The following is a 22482-nucleotide window of genomic DNA, read 5'->3' on the forward strand; positions in this document are numbered from 1 at the left end:
CGAAGCGTTCAGGAGAAGGCGCGAACCGGACCACCGTGGTGGTCACCGTGCTCGTGCACCTGTTCATGACGCTGTTGATGGTGCTCGAATGCATGCGGTCGATGTACGGCACAGCTACGCGGGTTCGCTCCCTTCACCGACAAAGGTTGAGAACACGGTGCCTACGTCTCACACGGACGAAGTGGGATCGTGCGCCTTGTACAACCTCGCCTGAAGGGTGTAAACGGCCCTGGTACCGAGATCGACGTCGTTGCGTTCACACCAGTGGACGATCATCCGGCCAGCGGTGACGGTGCGCCTGCTCACCGCCTCCTCGCTCAGACCGCTCCTGCCACCGGCTGCCGCCCTGACGAGGATGTCGGCCACCTCCTCGAACCTGGACGCGTCCTCCAGAACACAGGAGATCCACTCACCGACCGCTTCCAGAGCCAGATCGTCGTCCCCTCGGCCAAGAACCGCTCCCCACATGTCCGCGACGTGATCCGTGGCCTTGGCGAGGTCCGGACGGGTCCTCGACCAGAGGAGCCTCTCGGGCACACCTTCCGTGGACGCGGACAGAGCACGGACAAGAAAACGAAACGCGACCTCCCTACGTCTGGGGGAGACTCCTTCATGGCACCACCCGTTCAGGACAGCGCCGACGACATCGAACCACCGCTCTCCGTCCTCGGACAACTCTTCCAAAGCATTGAGTGCGGCCTGACGGACCTTTTCCGATTCGGCTTGGGCGAGCCACTTGAGACGGGTCAGTGCGGACGCGGGGTTGGTGCGGCCATAGGCGACACACGCGCTGGCGACCGCCACCGCATGGTGGTGGTCGGATGAGGGATTTTTCGCGATGTCGTAGAGGCGTTTACGTATCTCCTTCCCCAGGTCCGGTGAGGAGGCGACTTCGGCTGCGAAGTCCGCCGCGGCCTGTCTGCTCTTCCCGCTTTTCGCCCAATTGTCGAAGAAGACGACCGTCAGGGGTTGATCCTTGCGCGACAGCGCCAGACGCACGCAGGCTTCGCGTACCGGGGGGACGAGTTGCGGGTACTTCACCACCAGTTCACTCATCCATGCGACCAGGTACTTCCGTAGTCTCGGGAGCTGTTCCCACACGTACTCCAGCACCGCGTCCGCGTATTCGGGTCTGGTGAAGCACACCCCGTCGCCTGGAACGCGCTTCGCACCCACGGACTCCAGGGTGAGGTCCACGCCCGGGCCGAAGATCCCTCCCACGCCCCTGGGCCGCTCTCCCAGTGCCTGTGCCAGATCGTCAGCGGCGTCGAACACCTCCAACGCCTGCCGCCCTTCCAACACCGCGACGGCGATCAGGACGATCCGGTCCCAGACGGCGGTGTCCCCGCTGTGTTCCGTGAACCAGCCGTTCAGTTCGCCCTTCCAGTCGCCGTATGCGTCAAGCGCTCCACGGATCCACGTCTCGGTACAGGTTGTGTCGTCCGTTGGCCGGGACTGGTAGGCGATCCGGGCCAGGCGCACGGCGTCCGACGGACCGGCGTCCCGAACCTTGTCCTGGACGCCCTGCCAGGTGGTCCACACCTTTTGACGGTTCTCCCCGATCAGGTACTTCAGGTGTTCGGAGAGCACGGCTACGCCCGGCGGCCGACGGACACGGAATACGGGCATCTCGTGCAGTTCACCGGTGAGCTGTCCGGGCCGCGTGAGGATGGTCAGCGCCGCCTCGTTCTCGGCCACCCGCGCCCGGAGGGCGCGTAGTTCCATGACGGTCGACCCGTCGATCCGCGTCAGAGCGGAGAGATCGACCAGGTATCCGTTTCCCGGCATGGGAAGGGTCCGGGCCAGGCGCTTCCCTGGTTGCTCGTCCAGGGAGATCGAATGAACGCGCATCCCGCACCAGGCGTGCAGGGCGATGGCCGCGGTTTCCCTACCGTTGCCGGGCTCTCCTGAGAGGATCGCCCATCTCTGCTGCTCGAACCCTTTTCTGAAATGCCGATACAGCTCCGGTTCGGCTGGGGAAAAGGTGGCAGCGAGATACCTCTGGTATTCCTCCAGTACCGCTTCGGTCTCCGTGTGCACCATGTCGCCGAGGTGGAACGAGATGTTCCCGTACAAGTTTCCGACCTGCACCAGCTTGAGGATCTGCCCCAGGTTGATGGAGGTGTTGTTCACCGTGCCAGCGGGATCCTCCGCCATTCCCCTCCCGAACCTCCACACCGAAGCGAGAACCAGAGCAACCACCAGTTCTACACCAGGCGAAGACGCCGGTGACCGGCTCGGTTTCCTTTTCCGTGGCCGGATTCGGCCACCGCAGTCCTGACGTACCCGGGGGCGTCACCCGCCGTCTGGTGGCGGGTGACACCGCCGCAGGCGACCGTCGCCCGCCGAACGCCGCATAAGAGGGTGTCTGTGCTCCCTGCGCAACCACGATGATCGGTGACAGCAGGACGATTCAGCCAAGGAGTCCCGGAGAGCGCGACACACCTCGGTATGACGCCACTCCAGGTTTCAGGATCGGACGAACATCGCTTCTTGCGCGAGCTGGTTTCCCCCGAAGACATGAGCCCTACGCGGGTCGAACCGGAAGACGAAGGAGCGGGACCGGTTCGCGAACTCCTCAGCAGGACCACTGAGACCGTGCTCGGTGAGGACCATGAGCCTCCTGCCCTCGACGGAGGCGTCGGCGTAGAGCTTCTTCAGGTCGGGCAGGCCGAGCGGCCGTGAACGCCGCCACCAGACGATGTGGAACTCCTCCGACACCAGCTCCGCACCGTCCGCGGACGAGCGCACATCACCGAAACCGAACGCGTTCAGTTGGGCCGCCACCACACCACACGGCCGGTCCAGATCGACGGGCACAGTAGCCGCTCCCGGCGGCAGCATCCGGTCCGCCATTCCAGCCGAGGTGTCCTCTCCTGGGTCGAGGGCGGCCACCGGCGGTTCGGCGCTCTCCAGCCCCTTCAGGGTGGGTACCAGGGCGTCCGCCAGAGCAGCGGTATCCACTCGGTCGGCTGGCAGCCCCGGGGCCGTTCCGGATTCCTGGAGGAGGAGCTCACCGAGGTCGACGCGCCAAACGAGCTGTCGCAACTCGTCGTGGACGTCCATCAGCCAACCGAGACCGGGCCGGAGGAAGACCCACGCCCGTTTGCCCGGTGCACGCACGAGGAGGACCTCCCCCTGCTTCAGATGGCGGGGGAACTCGTATCCGTTCCTCCCGAACACGACCCTGTACCGGTTCTCGGCCATCGCGTACTCGACAACCACTCCCCGGGCCTCCAGAGCGTCCGCGAGACGGGTGATGGGGGCCTCCTGGGGCTCGTCCCAGCGCCAGGGACTCGCTTGCGGACGTCCTTCGGTCTCGGCCAGGGCTCGCTCGTACATGGCCGTCGCGAGAACCTCCGGTGGTGTCTGGATGTCCCAGAGCCTCCCCAGAACGTCCTGGCCGTACACCGTGAGGAACCAGCACGGCACTGATGTCCCCGACAGATCGACACGGGTACGGCACAGCCACACCTCGATGTCGCCAACGCTCAGGGTCAGACGGGCGGGAGCCGTCTCCTCACTCATTCCCCTGCGGACCACCTGCCTGGCCAGTTCGGGATACCGCTTCTGAAAAGCAGCCCTAACCCACTCGAAGGCGAAGTATTCGTCCATGGCCACGCGCATGTCCCAATTCGCGAAGATGGCTCCACAACCTTTCCGTCCCGGTCGGTGTCTTCCGGGCGTCGCATCACCAGGGCAGTAAACCAGAACGGACCGACGGGGATTCCACGGTCCCCTACAGAACGTGAGCAGAGCTTCCTCGCCGCTAGTCCGCCGTCTGGACGAGACGTGCGTCGATCTTTGCTACCAGGTCTTTGAAGTCCCGGTAGCAGGTCTGGACGAAGGTCTGGGTGCTGCCGAGGGCACCGTCGGCGGCCCGCAGGTCGAACATGGGCTTGCGGGCGTCATGTGCGAGTGGCATGAGGCTGCGGTAGTTGCGGATGGTGGCGATCTCGTGCTCACCAGGGAACCCGAGGCACCAGACCAGGCCGTCAGCCAAGGTCGAACAGAGCCATCTGTTCCGGTCCCGTGTCTTCCGCTTCTTCTTCGTCCGTCTCCTCCGACTCGTAGGGCAGGGCGTACTCGTTGGTCTTGGCAGCCAGGTGCAGCAGGGCCGGGAGGGCCAGATCGTCGCGGTAGTCCTCGCCGTCACGCTGCATGTGCAGGAACATCGCCCAGGCCGCAGGATCATCCTCGGGCAGGAGCCCGGCCAGGGCGAGCCTCAGGATCTGCGGCGTGCGCGCCTCCGTCGTGGGGTCGTGCATGTCCCGCGCGGTCGTCTCCCCCGTCTTCTTGTCCACCTTCTCCACGGTGTACGGGGTGAGCTTGCTGATCTCCTTCGGTTTCTGAGCCGTACTGGGTTTCTCACCGACGCTGTAGAAGACACGGCCGGTCGTGTCCAGCTCCGAGTGCCACAGCCCCTTGGTGAATCCGGCGCTTCCGTCCTCACTGGGCGCCCACCACTGTTGGGTCTCGTCGCGCTCGGCCGTGGTCACCCTGACAACGCGCATCCGGTTGTTGAACATGGACATTCGCTGGGTCGCACCGTGTCCGAAGGCGATGCGGTCGAGTTCGATTCGACCGTTTCCCAGCCACGGCCAACGGTTTCGGGTGTTCTGGGCCTGGACGATGACCAGCGTGTCCCTCCTGCGGAAACGTTGCAGGGTGGTACGCACGAAGGAGGAGAACAGGGCGGTCTGCTCCGCCTCCGTGCGCTCGTCCTTCTGCTTGATCCTGCCGGTCAGGTCCCGGAGCAACCGGGGATAGGGAACCCAGCCGCTGTGGTCGGGAGTGCAGCCGAGCACGGGTCCTTCCCCCTGGCTGAGCAGGGCCACCGGTGTGAACTGAGGGTGGGGGTTACCGCTGGTGACGTTGCGGCGGACCACCCAGAAGGCGATCTGGACAAGGTCGTCGGGGATCGCCCCTCCCGGCGCCACCCGTGGAACGAGTGTGGTACCGAGCTGACGCAGTCCGTCACTCCACGCCGACTCCGCACGGTGTCGGGCGTCCTTCTCGGCGTCGAACTGCTTCTTTCCCCCGCGCCTCTTACTTTCCTCCTCCTTCTCCAGATCGATAGGGCGGATGAACTGGCTGACCAGCCCCGCCTCAGCACAGCCGGTACGGATAGCCCACTTGGGGTCACGCCTCGGAGAGAAGATCACTTTTCCCTTGGACGACTTGGCTCCGGCCAGCTCCACGAAGGCCAGTCCGGCGTCCACTCCGTTGTCGGCGATGATGCCGTGGACAGTCGTCTTCACCAAGTCACGACGCTCGGTGGTGACACGGTCGAACTCCTCACCACGCCTGGGTGCCTTCTCTCCGCCCAGCGGGGCGGCCAGTGCTCCCACATCCCGAGCCACCAGGCGCACGGTCAGCTCGGGTGTTCGCCACACCCAAGTGCCGGGTCCCTGTTCAGCACGGTGGCCGACGAGGGCGAGTGACTCCTCCGCGGCGCTGACGAGTCGGTCACGTGTGTCCGGGTTCTGGTAGAGCGCCAGAACGGACAGCTCCTCCCCCTGAAGAGCGCTGGCGACCTGCACTCGGCGACGTTCGGCGTTGCGCCGGGAAGCCTCCCGTTTCTCGTCGTCCGGCCCCGTGACCTTCTCCAGCACCCTCTCCTGCGAGACAGCCTTGCGAGGGATGGTGACCCGGCTCAGCTCGGGTTCGAAGAGGAGGTCGGGAGCGAGGACACCGGCCACCCACTCGATCAGGCGGCGGCGTTCCACCGGCATCAGCCCGGCGTCCACCCGGTGGGATCCCATGGTGGTGTGGTGGGTCAGAGCGATACGCGGTCCACTCCCCTCCTCCAGAGATGAGGTGGCGTCCTTGGCAAGGACCTCGGGATCGGGGAAAGTGTCGGTAAGCGCCAGCCGCCGGAGCATACCCATAGTCCCTCCCAGCCTCCACTCGGCTTTCCCGGTGGCCGGATTGCGGAACAGACTGGCCACGGCGTAACGACCAGAAGTGGGCGCCTCGGGAACCAGGGTCTCGTCGGCGAGCAGGTAGGCATTGGCGCCACGAGAGCCCTGGAACTTCGCCTCGCCGCTGATCCAGCGGTGGATTCCGCACCGCACGTACAACCGGGGCACCGGAGAGAACTCCTCGGTGCGCAGGTAGAAGCGCAGATAGCCGGAGTAGTACCAGGGCTTTCCGGTGTGCTCCCGCCCCTTGGGCGTGTGACTGAGGACGTCGGAGACCAGTTCGGCGTAGTCGCTGCTTCCAGCGGACCGGTGCCAGTGGATCCGGCGGCCGCCGGACTCGAACGGTCCGGCGGCGGCCACCCGGGACGCGGCGTACTCGGGCAACAGCCGGTACAGGATGCGGTCGGGAACGCAGGTCCCCCCGTCGGAGACCTCGGCGCTCAGCAGGTCGACGTTGGTGCGCTCCCAGGTGAGCTGGTCCGGGTCCATCCGCTGGAGGGCGTCGAGCGTCGGGCGGTAGGCCTCGGCGACGGCGCGGTCGGTCCCCTTCTCCCTCGGGGCCAGGTCGTCCAGCCACACGTTGACGTACCGGCGCATCGCCTCGGTGTCGAAGGGGGCCTCCGAGTACAGCCATGGACGGTCGGTGTTGGCGGGCGCCTTCGGTCCCACCGTCACCAGGCCGGGAGCGACGGCGCGCAGCAGCTGGTTGAGGCGGTGGATCGGCACTGTTCCGTACTCCAGGATCCGGCTGCGCGCCTTCTCGGACCGCAGTCCCGCGTAGAGGTCCAGCACGCTCTGGCGCCATTCCTCGGGGAAGGTCAGGGTGTACAGGTCGCTGCGGAAAGGACCGGTGCCTTTCGCGGGGACGAAGGCAGCGGTGCGGATCGCCTTGTAGGCCATGGTTGTCGGTCTCCTTGACGTGGCCGGTCAGTAGTCGAGTTCGTCGAGGGCCTGGTATAGGGGCCCGTAGAGGGACTCCACGAGGGAGCGATCGATCGGTTCGGTGGCGTCCGCGCCCTCGACGTAGGGGCGCAGAACCTCCCGCATGGCCACCAGCAGGCCGGTTGCGGGAGTGTCGGTGCCGTGCCGTGCCTCTTCGGGGAAGAAGGCGGAGTCGACGAACACCGCCCGCGCGGGCACCCCACCGCGGACCAGCCGACCGATGACCTGCCAGATGACGACGAGCTGATCCCAGGTGAAGGCGGTCTTCTCATCCGCTTCGAGGCTGCTCCAGGACATGCGGCGGGTGAGCAGCCGGGTCCACTCCTTACGGGCCTTGGCACGGAAGTTCCGCCCTGCCAGGTCCGGGCTGCCGGCCTCCCTCGCCTCGGCGAGGAAGGCCGGGTCGATGCCGCGGATCTGCCGGACCGCCCAGTCGTGAATGGACTGGACGGCCAGGGAGATGTCGTCCGGTCGCGGGTGGGGGCGGTTGAGGAAGTAGACCGTGCCGATGGCGGCGCGGCCGTCGGGCAGGACGATGTTGTGTCCGCGTTCCACCGCCAGTAGGGGCGCGACGAGGATCTGTCCGTCCCCGTCCGGGAAGGCGGACACGTCACCGCGGCGCAGAACGGTCCACGTGTCGTCGAGATCGGTGTCGTCGGAGACGAGTCGGATGACGCGGTTGCGCCATTCGGGCACGTTGTTGAGGTACTCCCAGGCCTTACGGGCCTGTTCGTAACTGCCCACCAGCAGCAGGAGGCGCTTGCGTCCCTCGGGCAGATCGTCGAGTTCCTCTTGGAGGATGCTGCTGGCTCCGGGGAGGCTGCGGTCGGGGACCGCGAGCTGGTGCAGCATCTGCTCGAGGGTGTTGTCACGGCTCTGCTGGGTGGTGTTGCCCGACAGGCGCAGCGGCGCGGAGGTGCCCGGCCAGGTCAGCAGGAGCTTCTCGAACCGGGTCCTCTCGATGGCGGCGACCTCGTCGCGGTGGGGGCGCAGGATCGCGTCCACCGGGGTGTGGATGTGGTACCGGGTGGACTTCCCGGCCCAGCTGGTCCCGGACATCAGCAGCACGTTGGGGCCGGGCCGGTCGTCGACCTCGGGCAGGTGCGGCAGGGCTGTGAGCAGTTCCCGACCGACCCCGCCGCAGCGGAAGAAGCGCAGTTCACCGCTGCGCCCGCCGCCGTCGTGGACGCGCTCCTCCTGCTTGAACTGGAAGCCCAGGACGTTGCCCATGGGCGATTCGGGGATGACGGGGTCGTAGTCCCGGGGCGGTCTGCGGGAGATCACATTGGCGGTTCCGTGCAGGTTGAGGGCGGCCTCCACACGCGGCCACAGGGTGGTCATGATGTTGAGCCGGTGGTGCAGGGCCGCCAGCAGGAGGGTGAACTCGAAGGGGATGAGGTAGTCGTCCACGTCCGTCGTGCCCAGGAGTTGGGTGAGCAGCGTCCTGAGCCGGGGGCGGGCCGCAGCGGGCCGGTTCGGGTGCAGCAGCTCCAGCGTCAGGCGAGTGATGCGGTTGACCCAGGAAGCGACCTGGTCGTCCTCCCCTCGGTTTTCGCTCTCCTGGAGCGGATCGTCGCGGAAGCGGCTGAGGATCTCACTAACGTGTTCCATGGCGGCCGTTCGCCCGGGAGCGGGCGGTTCGGCCGCCTGCTCCTGTCCCGTCTCGCCGGCGCCGACGACGTCGGGGAACCAGTTACTGATGAGCCACTCGTGCAGGGTGAAGGCGCTGAAGTAATCCTGGGTGATCCACGTGCGCAGGTCGGCGTTGTTGACCAGCAGTGAGTAGCAGCGGTTGGTAGCCGTGGTCACCGTGTCGGAGGCGCTGGTCCAGTCGTCCACGTCCCGCTTGGTCAGGCGTCGACGTCCCTCCAGGCCGGAGAGCTCGGCGACCTTGTGCCGGGTGACCTCGTCCAGCCAGGAGTTGGCCGCCCGGCTGCCGATGAGGGTCTCTGAGGGAGCAAAGGCGTTGTCCAGCCGCAACTGCACTTGGTCGGCCTCGTCGACGACGATCAGGTCGCTGCGGCGGCAGGCGAGTTCGAGGTAGCGCAACCGTTCGGCACCGACTTGCAAGGGGGCGCCGCTGAAGACGAGCCCGGCGGGAGTGGTGACCCAGACAGAGGCGGTGACGAGTTCGCGCGAGGCGTGGTGGCGTGGGCAGGCCCGCCACAGGGGGCAGGTGTGGGCCGGTCCCGGCCTGTCCTCGTGGGCCTCCGTGCTCTCGTCGGCGGACAGGGGGTCCGTGAGCCCTCGGTCGGCGCGGTTGGCGATGGGGGTCAGTCCCTGGCACGGGGCCTGCCCTGTTTCGAGGGGCGTACCCGTATCCAGACCGCGTAGGGCGTCGACCGCGCAGGCGGTGCTCAGATGCTCGAAGGCGGGGTCGTCGTGGTCGAGCATGGATCCGGCTCCGGCGTTGGCCACCCTGCGGTGCAAACGGCTCAGGTGTTTGTCCCGGGTGGTGGCGCCGAGGACCGGGGCGGCGGAGAGCCCCAGGCGCACCAGACGGTTGACCGTGTGCAGGGTCTCGGCGACGTCGGGGACGACGAGGGTGACGCGCAGACCGCGTTCGACGACGGCCCAGAAGGTGAGGATGTCGCGCAGGGTGGACTTTCCCGCGCCGACCATGCCCACCAGATGGCACAGCCCTCGGACGCTGAAGACGTCCTGCTCGCGGAAGCGCCCCTGTTCCTCGTCCCGCAGCAGCAGTTCCACCCGTTCCAGCCGCTTGAGCCACCGGTTGGGTTTGCCGAACGGGTCGCGGGCCTCCAGTTCGTCCATGCGTCGTGCGGCGGCGCGTAGTTCCTCACGGGTGGCCTCGACGGGCGCGCCCGCGCCCGGGGGCGGGGCCTCCAGATCGTGTGCCGGAATCTCCTGGTTGGTGCCGACCGCGTCCAGCAGGACCTGCTCGAAGGTGACGGCCTGGCTCCGGCCGTGGACGCTGAAGCCGTAGGGGCCGGAGCCCGCCACCGGCAGGGTGCGGCGATTGAAGTGCGGGGGCGTGGTGAGCGCGTTCTCGAAGTCGGCGAAGCGGTCGGGGGCCCAGGAGACCTCCTTGCGCACCGGCACCTCGTTCGGGGACTCCAGCGCGAAGCCCCGGAGTTCGACGGGCAGGCGGAGGTAGTCGCCGAGGACCAAGTCCCATTCGTGGGGGCGGCGCAGACCGGTCAGGTAGTAGCGGGCACGGCGGATCCGCAGCCGCTGTGCCTCCCCCAGGTCGGGGAGGAAGGCGTCGCCGTAGGGGTATCCGCCCATGAGCGTCCAGGTGTCGGCCGCGGTGTAGCCGGGGGCGACGGTGCTCGCCAGGTACAGGGCGAGTTCGACGTCGAGCATCTCCCCCGGGGTGAGGGAGGCGTTCCCCGACCAGTTCTCGCGCAGTTGACGGACGGGGCGCTGGCGCCAGCGGGTGCGGTCACGCATGGCTCGTCTCCATCTCCTTGCGGGCTTGGCGGAGCAGCTCCCGGTCGCTGAGCAGCTGGACACGCCCGGTCAGGTCGTCGGACAGATGGTGTTGGAAGGTGCGGGCGTAGTCCTCCCGGTCCTGGAACCGGTAGCGGGGGACGACGAGAAGGGCCCTGTCGTGCGGTGGTCGGGTGGGGAAGGAGCGGGTTCCCCGTCCCAGGAGGACCGGGTTGGCCCGGTCCTTGACGTCGACCGCCCACACCCGTCCGGAGGGGAAGGTGACGCGCAGGTCGTAGGCGTCGAACGCGGGCCACATCTCCACGTCCAGACCGAGCGCCAGGAGTGCCTGCTCCAGGTCGGTCTCCGCCAGCCCCGGTCCGGTGACGAAGGTGCGCAGCGGGCGTTCGACCTGGTACAGGCCACCGTCAGCACCGTGTTCGAAGCGTTTCCCCGGTTTCGGCGACCCGTCACGGGAGCAGCGGTCAAGCTCGCAGTACCATCCGCCGCCGGGTTGCGGGACCAGGAGCAGGCCGCAGCGCGCGCAGAGGGTGTAGACACCGTCGCGCAGATGACGGGGGTTGGCCTCGGTCCAAGAGGCCCGGATCTGCTCCTCCAGGAAGCTGAGTCGGACGTCGGCGATCAGTGACCTGCGCTCGTTCCCCGTCAGAACCGGGCGTGTGATGACGGTACGTCGGAAGAGGATGTAGGCCTCGGGTGCCTGCCTGGCCCGGGCCGCGTCCAGGACACCGAGCATGATGGTGTTCTCGTACAGCTCTCCGGCCGCGTCGTAGGCGGACACGAGCCATTCGACGCACTGTTGGGTGGGGGTCCGGGTCTCGGGGTCGAGTAGGCGGGTGTCGGGCGGCACGGAGTCGGGCACGGGGATGGGCCACTCTCCGAGCGGAGTCCGGGACGCCCAGCGAACCAGGCCGGGAACGCTGCCGGGCGGGCGGGTCCCAGCGCGCAGGCACTCCAGGACGATGTGGTCGTAGGCCCGCTGCACGGTTGCGTCGTAGACGGGGTCACCCGGTTCGCGCACACGCGACATGCGCACGAGTGCGGTGGCGACGAGGCGAAGCAACGGCTCGCCGGTGAGGAAGCGTTCGGTCATGGCGCCTTCTCCATACGGTCGGGGCACCAGCGGGCGACCGGGCAGGTGCCGCAGGCGGGTCCGGGGCGGGTGGGAAAGGAATCCTCGCGGTACCAGGCGTCCGCCAGGCCGTGCAGCACCTCGCGGGCACGGCCGACCTCGTCCGGGTCCCCCGGGTCGAAGGGGATCAGGTCCGCGCCTCCGGGGGTGAGGACCTCCAGTTCGACCCGGCTGTCGGCGGGATCGTTGTCCAGAGCGCCCTCGGCGAGCAGGATCAACGCCAGGGCCAACTGGGGGTATCGGCGCAGTGGGTCGAAAACGTGGTGGCGTCGGACGGTGTGCAGGGTTTTGGTCTCCCGCCAGACGAGGGTTTTCTCGTCGGTGTAGAGCAGGTCGGGGTTGACCAGCACGACCACGTTGGGATCGGGGTCGACGAAGGCCAGGGCGGGCTCGGGACGCATGTCGGCGACCGGGGTGTGCAGGGGGCAGACCTGCGCGTGGTGGCGGATCATCCGGGCACCCAGCCGGGCCTGCTCCTCGTCCAGTTCGTGGCCGGTTCCGCGCCACCAGTCCGAAGCCGTTTCCTCCGGTGAGCAGGCGGTTCCGTCGCTGGCGGCGTGCTTGGCCTCCAGCCAGCTGTGGACCGCCTGGCCACGCTGGTTGGCGGGGGTGTACTCGTCCTCCTTGGGCAGCTTCAACTCGCGCAGGTGGGCTTGAGCCGGGCAACGGGAGAAGTAGCGCAGCATGGACGCCGACACGTTGCGCGGCCGGTCGTTGCCGGGCGCGATACCGAGGAGTCCGGGCACCCTGGGAGTGGCCTCGCAGGAGGAGAACCTCTTGCAGCTCGAGCAGTCGACGCCGGGATTGGGGACCGCCGTGTTCACGGTCTCGCGCAGGAGCTCCTCGGCGTGCTCACCGTAGAGGGCGCGGGCCTCCTCCGGCGTTCCTTCGAACAGCTCCGCGCGGGATCCGTCGAGGAGGCCGATCTCCGCAACACGCACTCGCGACACCGAGTGATGACTCTCCTCGACGCTGAAGGGATCCGACCACTCCCTCGGACCCGGAACCGGAGCGAGAACGCCGTAGGCGGTGACCAGTGCCGCCAGCGCCGTCTCGGCGGTACTGCGCCGCTCGGGAGCGGCTCGACCGCTGCGCAGGAAGCGGAACTCGCGGACGGAACCGTCGGGGCTCTGGTAGCGGCGCCCCCATGCGAAGGCCTCCCACAACGTTCCGTTTCCGCCGCCCCCCTCGCGTTGCAGCACCCAGTAATCACGTATCGGACGCAGACCGGGGTCGTCACGCGTGCGGGCGTGCGGGCGGTACTGACTCACCGCGTGCACGGTGAAGCGGGCCAGACCTGTGTGCCGGTTCGTCTGGAGGAGAGCGCTCCGGTGCACGCCGGAACCATGAAGACCGAACTCCACGAGGTCAATGCCCTCCTGGACAGGGCCGAGCGCGAAGTCCTCACCCGCGGCTCCCCTCCGGGAGCGGTAGAAGGACGTGGAACGCAGCCCTGGTCTGGCTTTGTAGGCGGTGTGGGCGGCACATCCTCCTGACGAAACAGCGAGTGTACGCGGGCTGACCCTGATGTGCGCGGGGCTCCCGCGCAGGCCGGGGAGCAGGGGAAAAGCAGGCATGAAGGTACTCCCGAAAAGTGAGGAGTGCGTTTGTGTACCTAGGCATCTACATGTGATGAGCTCATCATACATGTTTTGTGAACATAGCCAACCATCAAAGAAAAGCCCGTGAACAAGACTCACGCGTCTGCGGGAAGGAGAGGCGGCCATCACCCAGACCGGTGGCTCCCTGGAACGGCACCAGGGAGCCACCAGCCGGGGTCAGTCCTGCGACCACCTGTCCCGAAGGCGTTCGATGAGGTCGCGGCGCTCGAAGCCTTCCAGGATGTCGGTCAGGCGTCGCAGCATCGAGGTTCGCTCGTGCTCCTGCAGGCCGGAGAGGAAAGCGTCCAACACCGGGTCCTCGGAGGGGCCGAAACCGTCCGACCGGCCCTCCGGGAACCGGAACTCCGCCTCGGGTGTGCACTCCTGCCGAGGGGACAGCAGGTCGAGCGCGGCGCCGGCCTGGGCGATCTCGTTCCAGCGCTCCTGGTGCTGCTCGAACCACCACACGCGCGCGGTGAGCGGGTCGTGCAGCACCTCCTCCAGCAGTTCCCGAACCCGGCGCATGCGCACCTGGTGCTCCTCGCGGGCCACCTCGGCGCGGTGCCACACCAGCTGGCGCTGGCGTTCGAGGGCGAGGTCCTCCTCGTGCGCGGTGAGGGCCACGCTGACGCCCAGGTCGTGCACGGCCGACACGCCGAAGTCGCCTCCCCCGGTCAGCACGCAGGCGACCTCCGCCTGTGCGCGGCCGTGGTCCCCGAGCGGGAAGTCGGCGCTGCGCCGGGCGGCCTCGCGTATCAGGGTGCTCTGGAGCAGTGCCCGGCCGCGGGCGTGTTCGCTGTCCTCGACCCGGTACCAGACCACCGTGAGGTCGAAGGCGGCGTCGAACCACAGACCCTGGCTGCTGGTGGGCAGGCGCGCGGTGAAGACGAGTTGTTCCTGCACGACCTCGTGGGTGTCCGGGCGCTTCCCGCTCGGCGGAGGGCCGAACAGGGCGTGGATCAGCGACGTGAACAGTTCTCGGAGCATGGCGTCCTCCTCAGGACCGGTCGAGGGCGCGGCGCAGTTCCTCCACCGCGGGCGAGGTACGGGTGTGCGCGCAGGACCAGCGGCGGGTGCAGCGGCGGAGCGTGTCGGCGAAGCCCGGATCTCTCACCGCCGCGCCCAGCAGCGAGGCGGGGACCGGCCCGTCCGCCCGGCGCTGGTCGGCCATGGAGTCGAGCCAGGCCCACAGCACGGCGTCGGGGCGGACGGCGGACAGGTGGACGGCGCACCAGGCGGCCGACACCGGCGCGGGCTCCAACGCGCCCCGCCGCAGACCGGACAGGATCGGCGAGCCCTTGGGGCCTTCGACCTCCAGCAGGCGCAGCAGCAGACGGGCGGCCAGGGTGGAGCGCCTGCCGCCGCCGTCCACCCAGTGCGGCACCGCGTCCAGCACCACCGTGAGGTTGCCCGGTTCGGCGGCGATGTCCTCCAGGGCGCGCAGGAGGTCCTCCTCCCAGGGGTCCTCGGCCCTGTTCGCGAGGTGGCGCAGCCGGGTGAGCGCCGTCTTCGGCTGGATCTTCCCGTAGATCCGGCACACCTCCAGCACCATCCGGTCGCGCGGCGTCGGCCTGCGCGAGGAGGCGATGCGGTAGAGCCGGTGACGGATCCAGGAGCCCAGTTCGCGGGTGACGGCCGCCTCGGCGATCGCGGGGACGGCGGCCGGTTGCAGGGCGGGCGAGACGCTCCAGCGGTCCAGCAGCGTCTCCAGCGGGGCCGGGTCGCGGTACCGGCGGGCCAGGGTCAGCCAGCGGCGTGCGACGTCGATCCGCTCTCCCCTGGAGAGCAGGGGCGCCGTCTTCCAGGCCCACTCCTGGAAGGACGCCCGTGCGTCGGGGTGCTCGCGCCACAGGTGGTCCAGGGCGTCGTCGCCGTGGCCGGGGCGGTGGAAGCGGACCCGGTCCCCCTCGACGTGGGCGCCGATCCCTCCCAGGTACTCGGTGAAGCCGTTGCCCGAGATGGGGGTGGGGCGCATCGGGGACACCCCCCACCGCTCCGCCAACGCGTGGGCGTGGCGGACCACGGTGTCCGAGGGCGCGCCCTCCAGCAGTGCCACGGCCTGGGTGAGGACCCGGGGGAACTCGTTCTCCCCGTCGCCCGCGGACCAGCCGGGCAGCGTGTCCGCGGTGTCGGCGAACTCCTTGAGCGCGCGCTCGATCCAGGCCGTGTGGTCCTCCTCGGCCAGAGGAGCGTGCGGAGGACTGGTGCGCTGCACGTCCTCGGCGAGCCGGACCGCGCGGGCCGGTCCGACACCGGACAGCGCCGCCTCCACACGCCGGTCGGCGGCCCAGCGCCGGGCCCGGTCCGCACCGTACAAACGGCCCAGGGACTGGCGGAAGACGTCCACGGCGCGTGCCGGGGCGTCGATGCGCAGCCGTGCCCGGCAGGCGGCGAGTTCCTGTTCCCAGGAGTCGGAACGGCAGACGACGACGAGGAGGGTACCGGAAGCGCGGACCTTCTCGACGAAGGTCCTGACCGCGGCACGCTGGGACGCGCTGGGCTCGCGCAGGTCGCTCAGGTCCATGAAGCGCGGTCGTTCGGAGGACAGGGTGATGTCCGCCAGCCCGGCATCGTCGACGTCGAGGTCGGCGATCACCTCGTCCACGGGTTCGTGCGGGCACAGGGTGGCCAGCGAGTGGATCGCGGTGGTCGTCCGGCCCCGGCCGGGTTCGCCGGTGACCAGTCCCATCCTGTGCCGCGCCAGTTCCTGGGTGAACGCGGTGTACTTCCGGGCGTCGCTGGGGCAGAAGGCGGCCAGGATGTCCTTGATCCGGTCCGGTCCCAGTTCGGCGGCGTGGCGGAGTTTGCGGGTCGCGGCCTCGCCGAGGAACTCGCGGTACTCGTGGTAGTGGACGCCTCCGGTGATGCTGTCGGCGCTGACCACCTGACCGCGGTTGTCCCGGACCGTGTTGCCCGCGAGTACCCGGGGCTGATCGCCGACGAGCGCTTCGGCCGGGTTCTCGTCTCCGATCTCGTCGAAGGCGTCCGCGTCCCAGGGCTCCTCAGGAGGCATCGGAGGCACCCCCGAAGCTCACACCGCCGTTGACGGTTCCGGCCTGGACGACCTGGCCGCGGTCGTTGTGGCCGACGTTGTTGCCCGTGGTGGGGGCGGCCCCGCCCGGTGCGGCGGGGCTCGTCCCAGCCGGGCGACGGTCCCGCTCGGGCGCGGCGGTCGCCTCGGGTTCGGCGTGCGCGCCGGGGCCCCGGGAGGGGGTGGGCACGAACAGGTAGCCCTCGGCCTGGAAGTCCTTGGAGGGCACGGAGGCGTGCACGGGCCGCCAGCGGCTGGCGCGGACGGGGGCGAAGCCGCCGAGCACCACGTCCTCGTAGACGCGGCGGGAGACGATGGTGGCCAGCAGGGTGGTGTCGGGGTCGGAGGCCTCCAGCTCACGTCGCACGGGCTCGGAGTCCAGCAGCCGGTGGGTGCTGATCATCGCCTCGCCCATGGCGTCGATGCCGCTGCCGTCGCCGGTGTCGGGCAGGGGGCCGACGTCGATGCTGGCGCGCAGTCGCATGCGCAGGTTGCGGTCGAGGGCGGCCAGGTAGGGCTGGATCCGTTCCAGAGCCCTCTGCAACTCCTCCAGGAAGGGGCTGATGAGGTAGGGCAGGTGTTCGGGCTCGGCTCCCATGACGTAGCCGTCGCCGCTGTGGCGGGGAAAGCGGGCGTCCTTCCACACCGGGAGCATGTCGGCGCGGGTGAACGCCTCCTCCAGCACCTGCGGTATCAACCGGCCGATGGACTGCTGGTGGCGGGCGCTGCTGGCGCTGAACTTCTCCATGTCCACCGCCAGCACGGCGCGGTAGGGAGGGAGGGGCTCGCTCTTGCCGATACGGGACAGGTCGATCTCCACCGGGGACTCCTGGGGGTGCGGGGGCCTTCTCTCGGGCCGGACGGGACCACACTCCCCGGCGCACGCGTCCCGTGGTGTTCAGTTCTGAACACAGGAGGCGTGGAGTGTCCGCCGTCACACCGGTTCGTCTCCGGCCGCCAGGGCCTCCAGCGCCTCCAGGTCGAGGATGGCCACGTACTGCCGTCCGGTGCGGATGACGCCCCGCTCCCGGAGGGAGGTGTAGGCGTGGTGGAGGGAGGTGCGCGACATGCCCGCGAATCCGGCGATCTCGCTCTGGGCCAGAGGGACCCCCAACAGGCATCCGCGCGTGACCGGTGCGCCGTCCTCGGACACGGGTGCGGGGAGGGGCTCGCCCATCACCGAGGCGAGATGGAGCAGGGCGGCGGGCAGCCTGCGGTCAGCGGGGAGGGAGGCCTGCTGCACCCTGAGTCGGTCGCCCTCGTCCTGACGCATGAGGGCGCTGTGCCACAGCGCGCTTCCCAGATCGAGTTCGTCCACGACCCTGCGGAAGCGGTCCGCGGGGAGGAAGGCGGTGCGGCTCGGGCACAGGGCCGTCACCGTGGCGTTCCTGGGGCGCTTGGCCCCGGCGAGGACGGACTCCCCCAGCATCTCCCCGCGGGTGCGGAAGGCCAGGGGGACGCAGGAGCCGTCGGCCCTGATGGAGACCACCTTGGCGCGGCCGTCCAGCATGAGGTGCACCCCTCCGCCGACCTCGCCCTGCCGCAGGAGCGCCTCCCCCCGGGCGAACCTCCGCGTCATCGCCGACGCGGTCAACCGCTCCCACTGTTCGTCGGTGACCAGTCCTCCGAAGCCGTGCCTGTCCACGCTCGCGACTCTCCTCTTCCCGGGGCTGTGACCGGCAGGGCGATTCTGACCGGTCGTGACCGCCCGGGCACGGTGGTGGCCGGGTCCGGCCACCACCGTGCCCGGTGAGAGCGCGATTCTCAGGCGACGGCCACGGCGACGGCGAGCTGGGCGACCGCGGCGATCCCGGACACGATCGTGGCGGCGGAGACGACGGCGGGAAGGGCCCTCTTCCAGCTGGCGAAGACCTTGGCTCGGAGCTCTCCCCAACCGCCCGTGCGCACCATCAGTCTCGCCGTCTGCCACCGGTGCTGCTCGATGTGGCACCCCGGAAGCAGTCCCGGTGAGTTGTTGCGGCACCGCGTCTTCTCGCCCCGGTTCCAGGCGCCGCGCGGCAACGGCATCTGGAAGAAGACGTAGAGGACCGAGACCGCGGAGGCGACCGCGATCCACATCGGCCCCACTTCAGGGAGGAACCACCCGAAAAGTGCAAAAAGGATGACCGCCACACCCCAGTAGCGCCAGGTGCTGCGCGTTTTCTTCTTGGCCATACCGACAATCCTTGACCGGCCGCACCGACACCATCAAGAGGCGCATATCCCAGAAATTGGCCGACACAGGACGCGAACACGAGGCGTGAAACAAAAGAGAAGGGGAAAGTCATGAAGACATATCGGCGCATTGCTTCCCAATAACGCAAACCTGAATTTTCGCCTATCTGGTGGATACGCCACCCCTGCCCCATCCCTCGACAGCCCCGTTTGAAGAGCGGACCAGCAGTCCCGGCACGGACCTGGGCCGCGACTCCGGTTCCCATCACGCGAACGCCTCACCAAAAACACTGGCCACAGCACGCACACGCCCAGTGGCCTCAACCGGCCATGTGGGATTCGGCGAACAGGCACCGGGCAAAAAGCACGCGAACGCCGACGCGTAACCACGAGGTGAAGCGGTGCCCCGTTCCCCCGGGCCGTCCCCATCCGCCAGCCATGCCCCATCCGATCCACTCGCCGCCGTACGCGGCCGTGTCCTGTTGCATGTCAAGGGCACGGCCAGCGCACCGTTGGACAGGGTTTCCGACGAATCCGGAGGTGTTGTCTTCTCCGGAAAGAACGCACAGGACAAGGTGAAGGAATTCGCCGGGAAGACAGGTCCTGGCTGCCCCGTGGTCCTGGATCCCTCGGCGTACGAGGACTTCTACGCGACCCCTGAGGAACCCTTCACGCTCGAACGGCAGCTCCGCATCGACACACGGCGGACAGGCGTCGGAGCGACCCTCGAACACCTGACGTCGAACCCCGTCGCTCTGGTCCTGTCCCCCACCCGGTACCTACGGTGTGACGACACGGGAGGACGGGCACTGGACGAGGCCGTCAGACAGATGAACCACGCGGACGTCTGGGGCGCGGTCTTCTCGGTACCCGTCGACGCGCGATGGCTCACCGACCGCCGCGAGCACCTGATCACCTCCCTGCGCCGTGTGCGTGCGCCCAAGGCTCTGATCCTCGGGGACAAGGGGAACCCGGTGGGCTCGGGAAGAAGGGCGAGGGCACTGCGGGAGGTCCTCCGTGCCTGTCCGGAGACCGCACTGCTCAGAACCGATCTGGCCGCACTGGACGCCATGGCGCACGGAGCGGCGTTCGCCTCCGTCGGGGACACCGCCTCGGTCCGTCACGCGGTCCCTCCGGGGAAGCAGGGCGGCGGACCGGGATCGAAGTCCAGTCCCGACGTCATCATGCCCGCCCTGATGGGCTACTTCCACGGCTCCACCCTCGCCGAACGGCTGCGGGACTCCCGGCGGTGCGACTGTCTGCCCTGCGTCGAATGGGGCGAGGCACGCGACAACGGTGAGGTGGGCAGGCCCCTCACCGACTTCCAGGACCTGTCCGACGCGGGAGGGGCCCACGCCCACAACATGGCGATCTGGTCACGGTGGTGGAGGGAACTGCGTTCCGAGCCCTCCTACGAGGACATGAGGGCGCGGTGGCGGGGAATGTGCCAACGGGCCCGTCTCGAATACGAGTGGCACAACAGAGCGGTCTCCCCCAGGCAGGACACGTTCACTGCCTCGGACGCGTTGCGCTACTGGGCGGGGGACAGGGACGAGGGGTCTCGTTCCTCCACGGCCCGGTGAACGCGCTCGGCGAGGCGCCAGTGGAGCGCCGCGGCGGATTCGGGGACCTCGGTGCGGGGCCTCACCAGAACCCTCACCCCGTCTTGGCCGTGCTCAGCGAGTCCCACTCCGTAGTAGTCCGCCTCCCAGCACGCTCGCTGTCGGTCCTCACCGAGCGGTGGGCACACGACCGCGCGGGGCGCGACGGGGCCGAGCACACAGGCCCGGTCCAGCGCGTCGAGCCACCCCTTCCCCTGGATGACGAGCAGGTCCAGCCGCACGGGGGCGTCCGCGATCCGGCGAACCCGCCGGTTCCTCCGTGACCGCGTCCACGTGGGAAGCGCGGGGAGGATACGTCGCTCGCGTTCGGTCAGTGCGTCGACCGGAACCCACTCTCCCAGGGGAAGCGCCTGCAGGACCTGATAGAGCCCCAGGCGCGGACCGAGCACCCTGCCGCCCGCGCGCAGCCTGCCCTGTTCCGCGACAGGGCGGTACACGGCCGTGACCGCGCTGCCGCCCACGCACAGGTCCACGGTCCGCGCATCCGCGGAGCCGACGAGCGCACGAACGTGGTGAGACCGAAGTTCCATCCCACCGATGGTGGCAGAGAACCCGTGCCCTGTCCGTGGTTCTCCACAGGCGCGGTCGTAGGGCACAGCGGGGGCGCGTGCCGGTCAGCCGCCGGAGCAGCCGGACCGTGGACGGTCCGAGAGACGTCACGTGCCGCCGTGATGCCCACGCCCCCGCTGATAACAGTCACTGCCTTCGCGCCGAGGATCGGTATCGGTCCCGAAGGCGGCGCGGGTCACCGGTTGGACGGTGACCCGCAGCACTTCTTGTACTTGCGCCCCGAGGTGCACCAGCAGGGCTCGTTGCGGCCGGGCGGCCACGAGCGCAGCCTGGGGTCGTCCGCGGTGAGTTCCAGGTCCGCCCAGGTCAGGACGGTGTCGGCGTCCGCCGGGTCCAGGCCGGAGCGTTCGGCGAACTCCGCGACCTCCTCCACGCCGTGCAGCACCACACTCCGCCGCGCCCCGGGGTGTTGGCGGTCGCGCTCGCGCAGGCTCCGTTCGGCGGCGCGGTAGTAGGCGTCGGCGCCGTGCTCGGCGGTCTCCCCGCTGAGCAGCCCCCGGTCGAGGGCCCCGTCGAAGGCCGCACGCGAGTAGAGGGCCTCCACCTCGCGGGCCGGGCCGCCCTGCTCCGGCCGGTCCTCCTCGTGGGGCAGGCCCAGTGCGCCCTCCGCCTGCCGTTGAGCCACGACCAGGGCCACCTCGTCGTGGTCGTCGTGCGGCAGGCCCAGCTTCATCCGCGCCAGCAGGCGGTTGACGAGCGGGGACAGGGAGAGGTCGTCCTCCTCGGCGAGCTCCTCCGGCGGCTCGGCGAGCAGCTGCCGGGCGGTGATGTTGAAGCAGCGCAGCGCCTCGTCCCAGCGCTCCAGCTCCCGCATGTACTCGCCGAGCAGGTCGGCGGGCCCCTGGCCCAGGCGGCCGGGGCGCAGCAGTTCGGAGGTGATCCGCTCCGCCTCGGCCGTGTCCCGCGGGTCCTGGCTCTTGCGCAGCAGGTCGGCCAGCTCGACGGAGGCGTACTGGCCGTCCTCCGGGGTGGGAGGGTGTTGGCGCACGGTCTCCAGCAGGCGGCGGGCCTGGGCGGCGCGTCCCGCACGGCGCAGTTCCGCGGCGGAGTCCATGAGGACCTCGCCGGTGGCGTCGGGGTGGGCGGCCAGCTCCTTCAGGACGCGATCGGGCAGGTCCAGTTCCCGGAGCGCGGCCGTCAGGGGCGTGTCATCACCGGCCGTGGCGGTGGAGGAGGCGTGCTCGTTCATGTCCACCAGGCTAGGAGCAGCCGGAACGGCGGGCGGCCCGTTCACCGGAACCGGGAGGGCGGGGCGCTCACTCGGCGTCCTCGTCCAGTTCCTGCCAGCGCACGGACGAGACCTCCGGTTCCAGGCTGAGCCTCCTGACCAGCTGCTCCACGGCCTCGTCCTGGCGTGCGCCGGCGAAGACGTCGGCGTACACGGACACCAGCTCCTCGTCCTCCTCCAGGTGGCGGCAGTCCAGGGAGCGCAGTGTGAACTCGGTTTCGGACAGCGCCTGGAGCAGCAGGGCCCGTACGTGGGGATCCTGGGCGTTCGTGCACACGATCCGGATCCGGTAGACGGTCTCCTCGTCCTTGGAGTTGACGGGCGAACTCTTCTGCAGCCGCCGGGCCACCGGGCGCAGCAGGACGTTGGCGGCCACCACCGCCACCGCGCCCATCGCCGCGACCAGGTAGACGCCGCTTCCGGCCAGGACGCCCACGGCGGCGGCGCACCAGATCGTCGCGGCCGTGTTGATGCCGCGGATGTTGATGCCGTCGCGCAGGATGACGCCGGCGCCGAGGAAGCCGATGCCCGACACCACCTGGGCGGCGATACGCGTGGGGCTGACCTCGTCGACGGCGTAGGCGGCCAGCAGGACGAACAGCGCCGACCCCACGGCGACGAGCGCGTTGGTGCGAAGGCCCGCCATGCGCGCCCGCCACTGGCGTTCGACGCCGACCAGCGCGCCCAGTCCGAACGCGCAGCCGAGCCGGAGCGCGGCCTCCCACCATTCCAGCATCCGCCCGCTCCCCCACAGGTCGCCCGTCCGGTCCGCTTCGCTGGGGCCCGCGGTGCCGGAACGCCGATACGTTCGCGATATCGCACCCGTCCCACCGGATACTGGAC

At 69.2% G+C, this 22482-nt stretch carries 16 protein-coding genes; 1 reads left to right on the plus strand and 15 read right to left on the minus strand.

From position 1 onward, the window contains the following. Positions 1–168: 168 nt before the first annotated feature. The 12 genes from EV372_RS28310 to EV372_RS28365 form a co-directional block, all read right to left on the minus strand. Positions 169–2133 carry a hypothetical protein gene (locus tag EV372_RS28310; RefSeq protein ID WP_130398587.1) on the minus strand — a complete coding sequence of 655 codons (1965 nt, stop codon included), beginning with the start codon at positions 2131–2133 and terminating at the stop codon, positions 169–171. 336 nt (positions 2134–2469) lie between these two features. Beyond that, positions 2470–3621 (minus strand): hypothetical protein, encoded by a 1152-nt coding sequence (locus EV372_RS28315; RefSeq protein ID WP_130398588.1) that lies wholly within the window; start codon positions 3619–3621, stop codon positions 2470–2472. A 148-nt stretch (positions 3622–3769) separates the two neighbouring features. Beyond that, positions 3770–3925, minus strand: coding sequence for a hypothetical protein (locus EV372_RS28320; protein WP_486484071.1), 156 nt, complete (start codon positions 3923–3925; stop codon positions 3770–3772). A gap of 70 nt (positions 3926–3995) precedes the next feature. Continuing rightward, complete coding sequence (locus EV372_RS28325; protein WP_130398589.1) at positions 3996–6824, minus strand: pPIWI_RE module domain-containing protein; 2829 nt, start codon at positions 6822–6824, stop codon at positions 3996–3998. Positions 6825–6851: 27 nt separating this feature from the next. Continuing rightward, positions 6852–10280 (minus strand): pPIWI_RE_Z domain-containing protein, encoded by a 3429-nt coding sequence (locus tag EV372_RS28330; RefSeq protein WP_130398590.1) that lies wholly within the window; start codon positions 10278–10280, stop codon positions 6852–6854. Further along, a complete protein-coding gene (locus EV372_RS28335; RefSeq protein ID WP_130398591.1) occupies positions 10273–11373 on the minus strand; it encodes a pPIWI_RE_Y domain-containing protein in 1101 nt (366 codons plus the stop codon). The genes EV372_RS28330 and EV372_RS28335 overlap by 8 nt, the downstream gene beginning before the upstream one ends. Next, positions 11370–12749, minus strand: a complete 1380-nt coding sequence (locus EV372_RS28340; RefSeq protein WP_486484072.1) for a PD-(D/E)XK nuclease family protein — start codon at positions 12747–12749, stop codon at positions 11370–11372. Before EV372_RS28340 ends, EV372_RS28335 begins: the two co-directional genes overlap by 4 nt. Before the next feature lie 441 nt (positions 12750–13190). Next, positions 13191–14000: a hypothetical protein gene (locus EV372_RS28345; protein WP_130398593.1), complete on the minus strand. Its 810-nt coding sequence runs from the start codon at positions 13998–14000 to the stop codon at positions 13191–13193. Positions 14001–14010: 10 nt separating this feature from the next. Continuing rightward, on the minus strand, positions 14011–16026 hold the full coding sequence (locus EV372_RS28350) for a hypothetical protein (RefSeq protein WP_130398594.1): 2016 nt from the start codon (positions 16024–16026) through the stop codon (positions 14011–14013). Further along, positions 16016–16864, minus strand: a complete 849-nt coding sequence (locus EV372_RS28355; protein WP_130398595.1) for a hypothetical protein — start codon at positions 16862–16864, stop codon at positions 16016–16018. The genes EV372_RS28350 and EV372_RS28355 overlap by 11 nt, the downstream gene beginning before the upstream one ends. Before the next feature lie 114 nt (positions 16865–16978). Beyond that, positions 16979–17689 (minus strand): Crp/Fnr family transcriptional regulator, encoded by a 711-nt coding sequence (locus EV372_RS28360; RefSeq protein WP_130398596.1) that lies wholly within the window; start codon positions 17687–17689, stop codon positions 16979–16981. A 119-nt stretch (positions 17690–17808) separates the two neighbouring features. Then, positions 17809–18219, minus strand: a complete 411-nt coding sequence (locus EV372_RS28365; protein ID WP_130398597.1) for a hypothetical protein — start codon at positions 18217–18219, stop codon at positions 17809–17811. Between the two features lie 614 nt (positions 18220–18833). Here EV372_RS28365 and EV372_RS28370 point away from each other — a divergent pair. Then, positions 18834–19802, plus strand: coding sequence for a hypothetical protein (locus tag EV372_RS28370; protein ID WP_130398598.1), 969 nt, complete (start codon positions 18834–18836; stop codon positions 19800–19802). Here the strand turns inward: EV372_RS28370 and EV372_RS28375 are convergent. From EV372_RS28375 to EV372_RS28385, 3 genes are all read right to left on the minus strand, one after another. Then, positions 19751–20371: a hypothetical protein gene (locus EV372_RS28375; RefSeq protein ID WP_130398599.1), complete on the minus strand. Its 621-nt coding sequence runs from the start codon at positions 20369–20371 to the stop codon at positions 19751–19753. The genes EV372_RS28370 and EV372_RS28375 overlap by 52 nt on opposite strands. Positions 20372–20586: 215 nt before the next feature. Next, a complete protein-coding gene (locus EV372_RS28380) occupies positions 20587–21600 on the minus strand; it encodes an SEC-C metal-binding domain-containing protein (protein WP_130398600.1) in 1014 nt (337 codons plus the stop codon). Positions 21601–21667: 67 nt separating this feature from the next. Beyond that, positions 21668–22375: an MgtC/SapB family protein gene (locus tag EV372_RS28385; protein ID WP_130398601.1), complete on the minus strand. Its 708-nt coding sequence runs from the start codon at positions 22373–22375 to the stop codon at positions 21668–21670. Positions 22376–22482: the final 107 nt, after the last annotated feature.

Source organism: Nocardiopsis sp. CNZ308 (assembly GCF_004217075.1).

Coding starts and splice junctions, on each gene's coding strand:
- EV372_RS28325 (WP_130398589.1), bottom strand. CDS start 6,824: ATGGCCTACAAGGCGATCCGCACCGCTGCCTTCGTCCCCGCGAAAGGC.
- EV372_RS28380 (WP_130398600.1), bottom strand. CDS start 21,600: ATGAACGAGCACGCCTCCTCCACCGCCACGGCCGGTGATGACACGCCC.
- EV372_RS28335 (WP_130398591.1), bottom strand. CDS start 11,373: ATGACCGAACGCTTCCTCACCGGCGAGCCGTTGCTTCGCCTCGTCGCC.
- EV372_RS28330 (WP_130398590.1), bottom strand. CDS start 10,280: ATGCGTGACCGCACCCGCTGGCGCCAGCGCCCCGTCCGTCAACTGCGC.
- EV372_RS28365 (WP_130398597.1), bottom strand. CDS start 18,219: ATGGCCAAGAAGAAAACGCGCAGCACCTGGCGCTACTGGGGTGTGGCG.
- EV372_RS28345 (WP_130398593.1), bottom strand. CDS start 14,000: ATGCTCCGAGAACTGTTCACGTCGCTGATCCACGCCCTGTTCGGCCCT.
- EV372_RS28350 (WP_130398594.1), bottom strand. CDS start 16,026: ATGCCTCCTGAGGAGCCCTGGGACGCGGACGCCTTCGACGAGATCGGA.
- EV372_RS28385 (WP_130398601.1), bottom strand. CDS start 22,375: ATGCTGGAATGGTGGGAGGCCGCGCTCCGGCTCGGCTGCGCGTTCGGA.
- EV372_RS28320 (WP_486484071.1), bottom strand. CDS start 3,925: ATGCCACTCGCACATGACGCCCGCAAGCCCATGTTCGACCTGCGGGCC.
- EV372_RS28375 (WP_130398599.1), bottom strand. CDS start 20,371: ATGGAACTTCGGTCTCACCACGTTCGTGCGCTCGTCGGCTCCGCGGAT.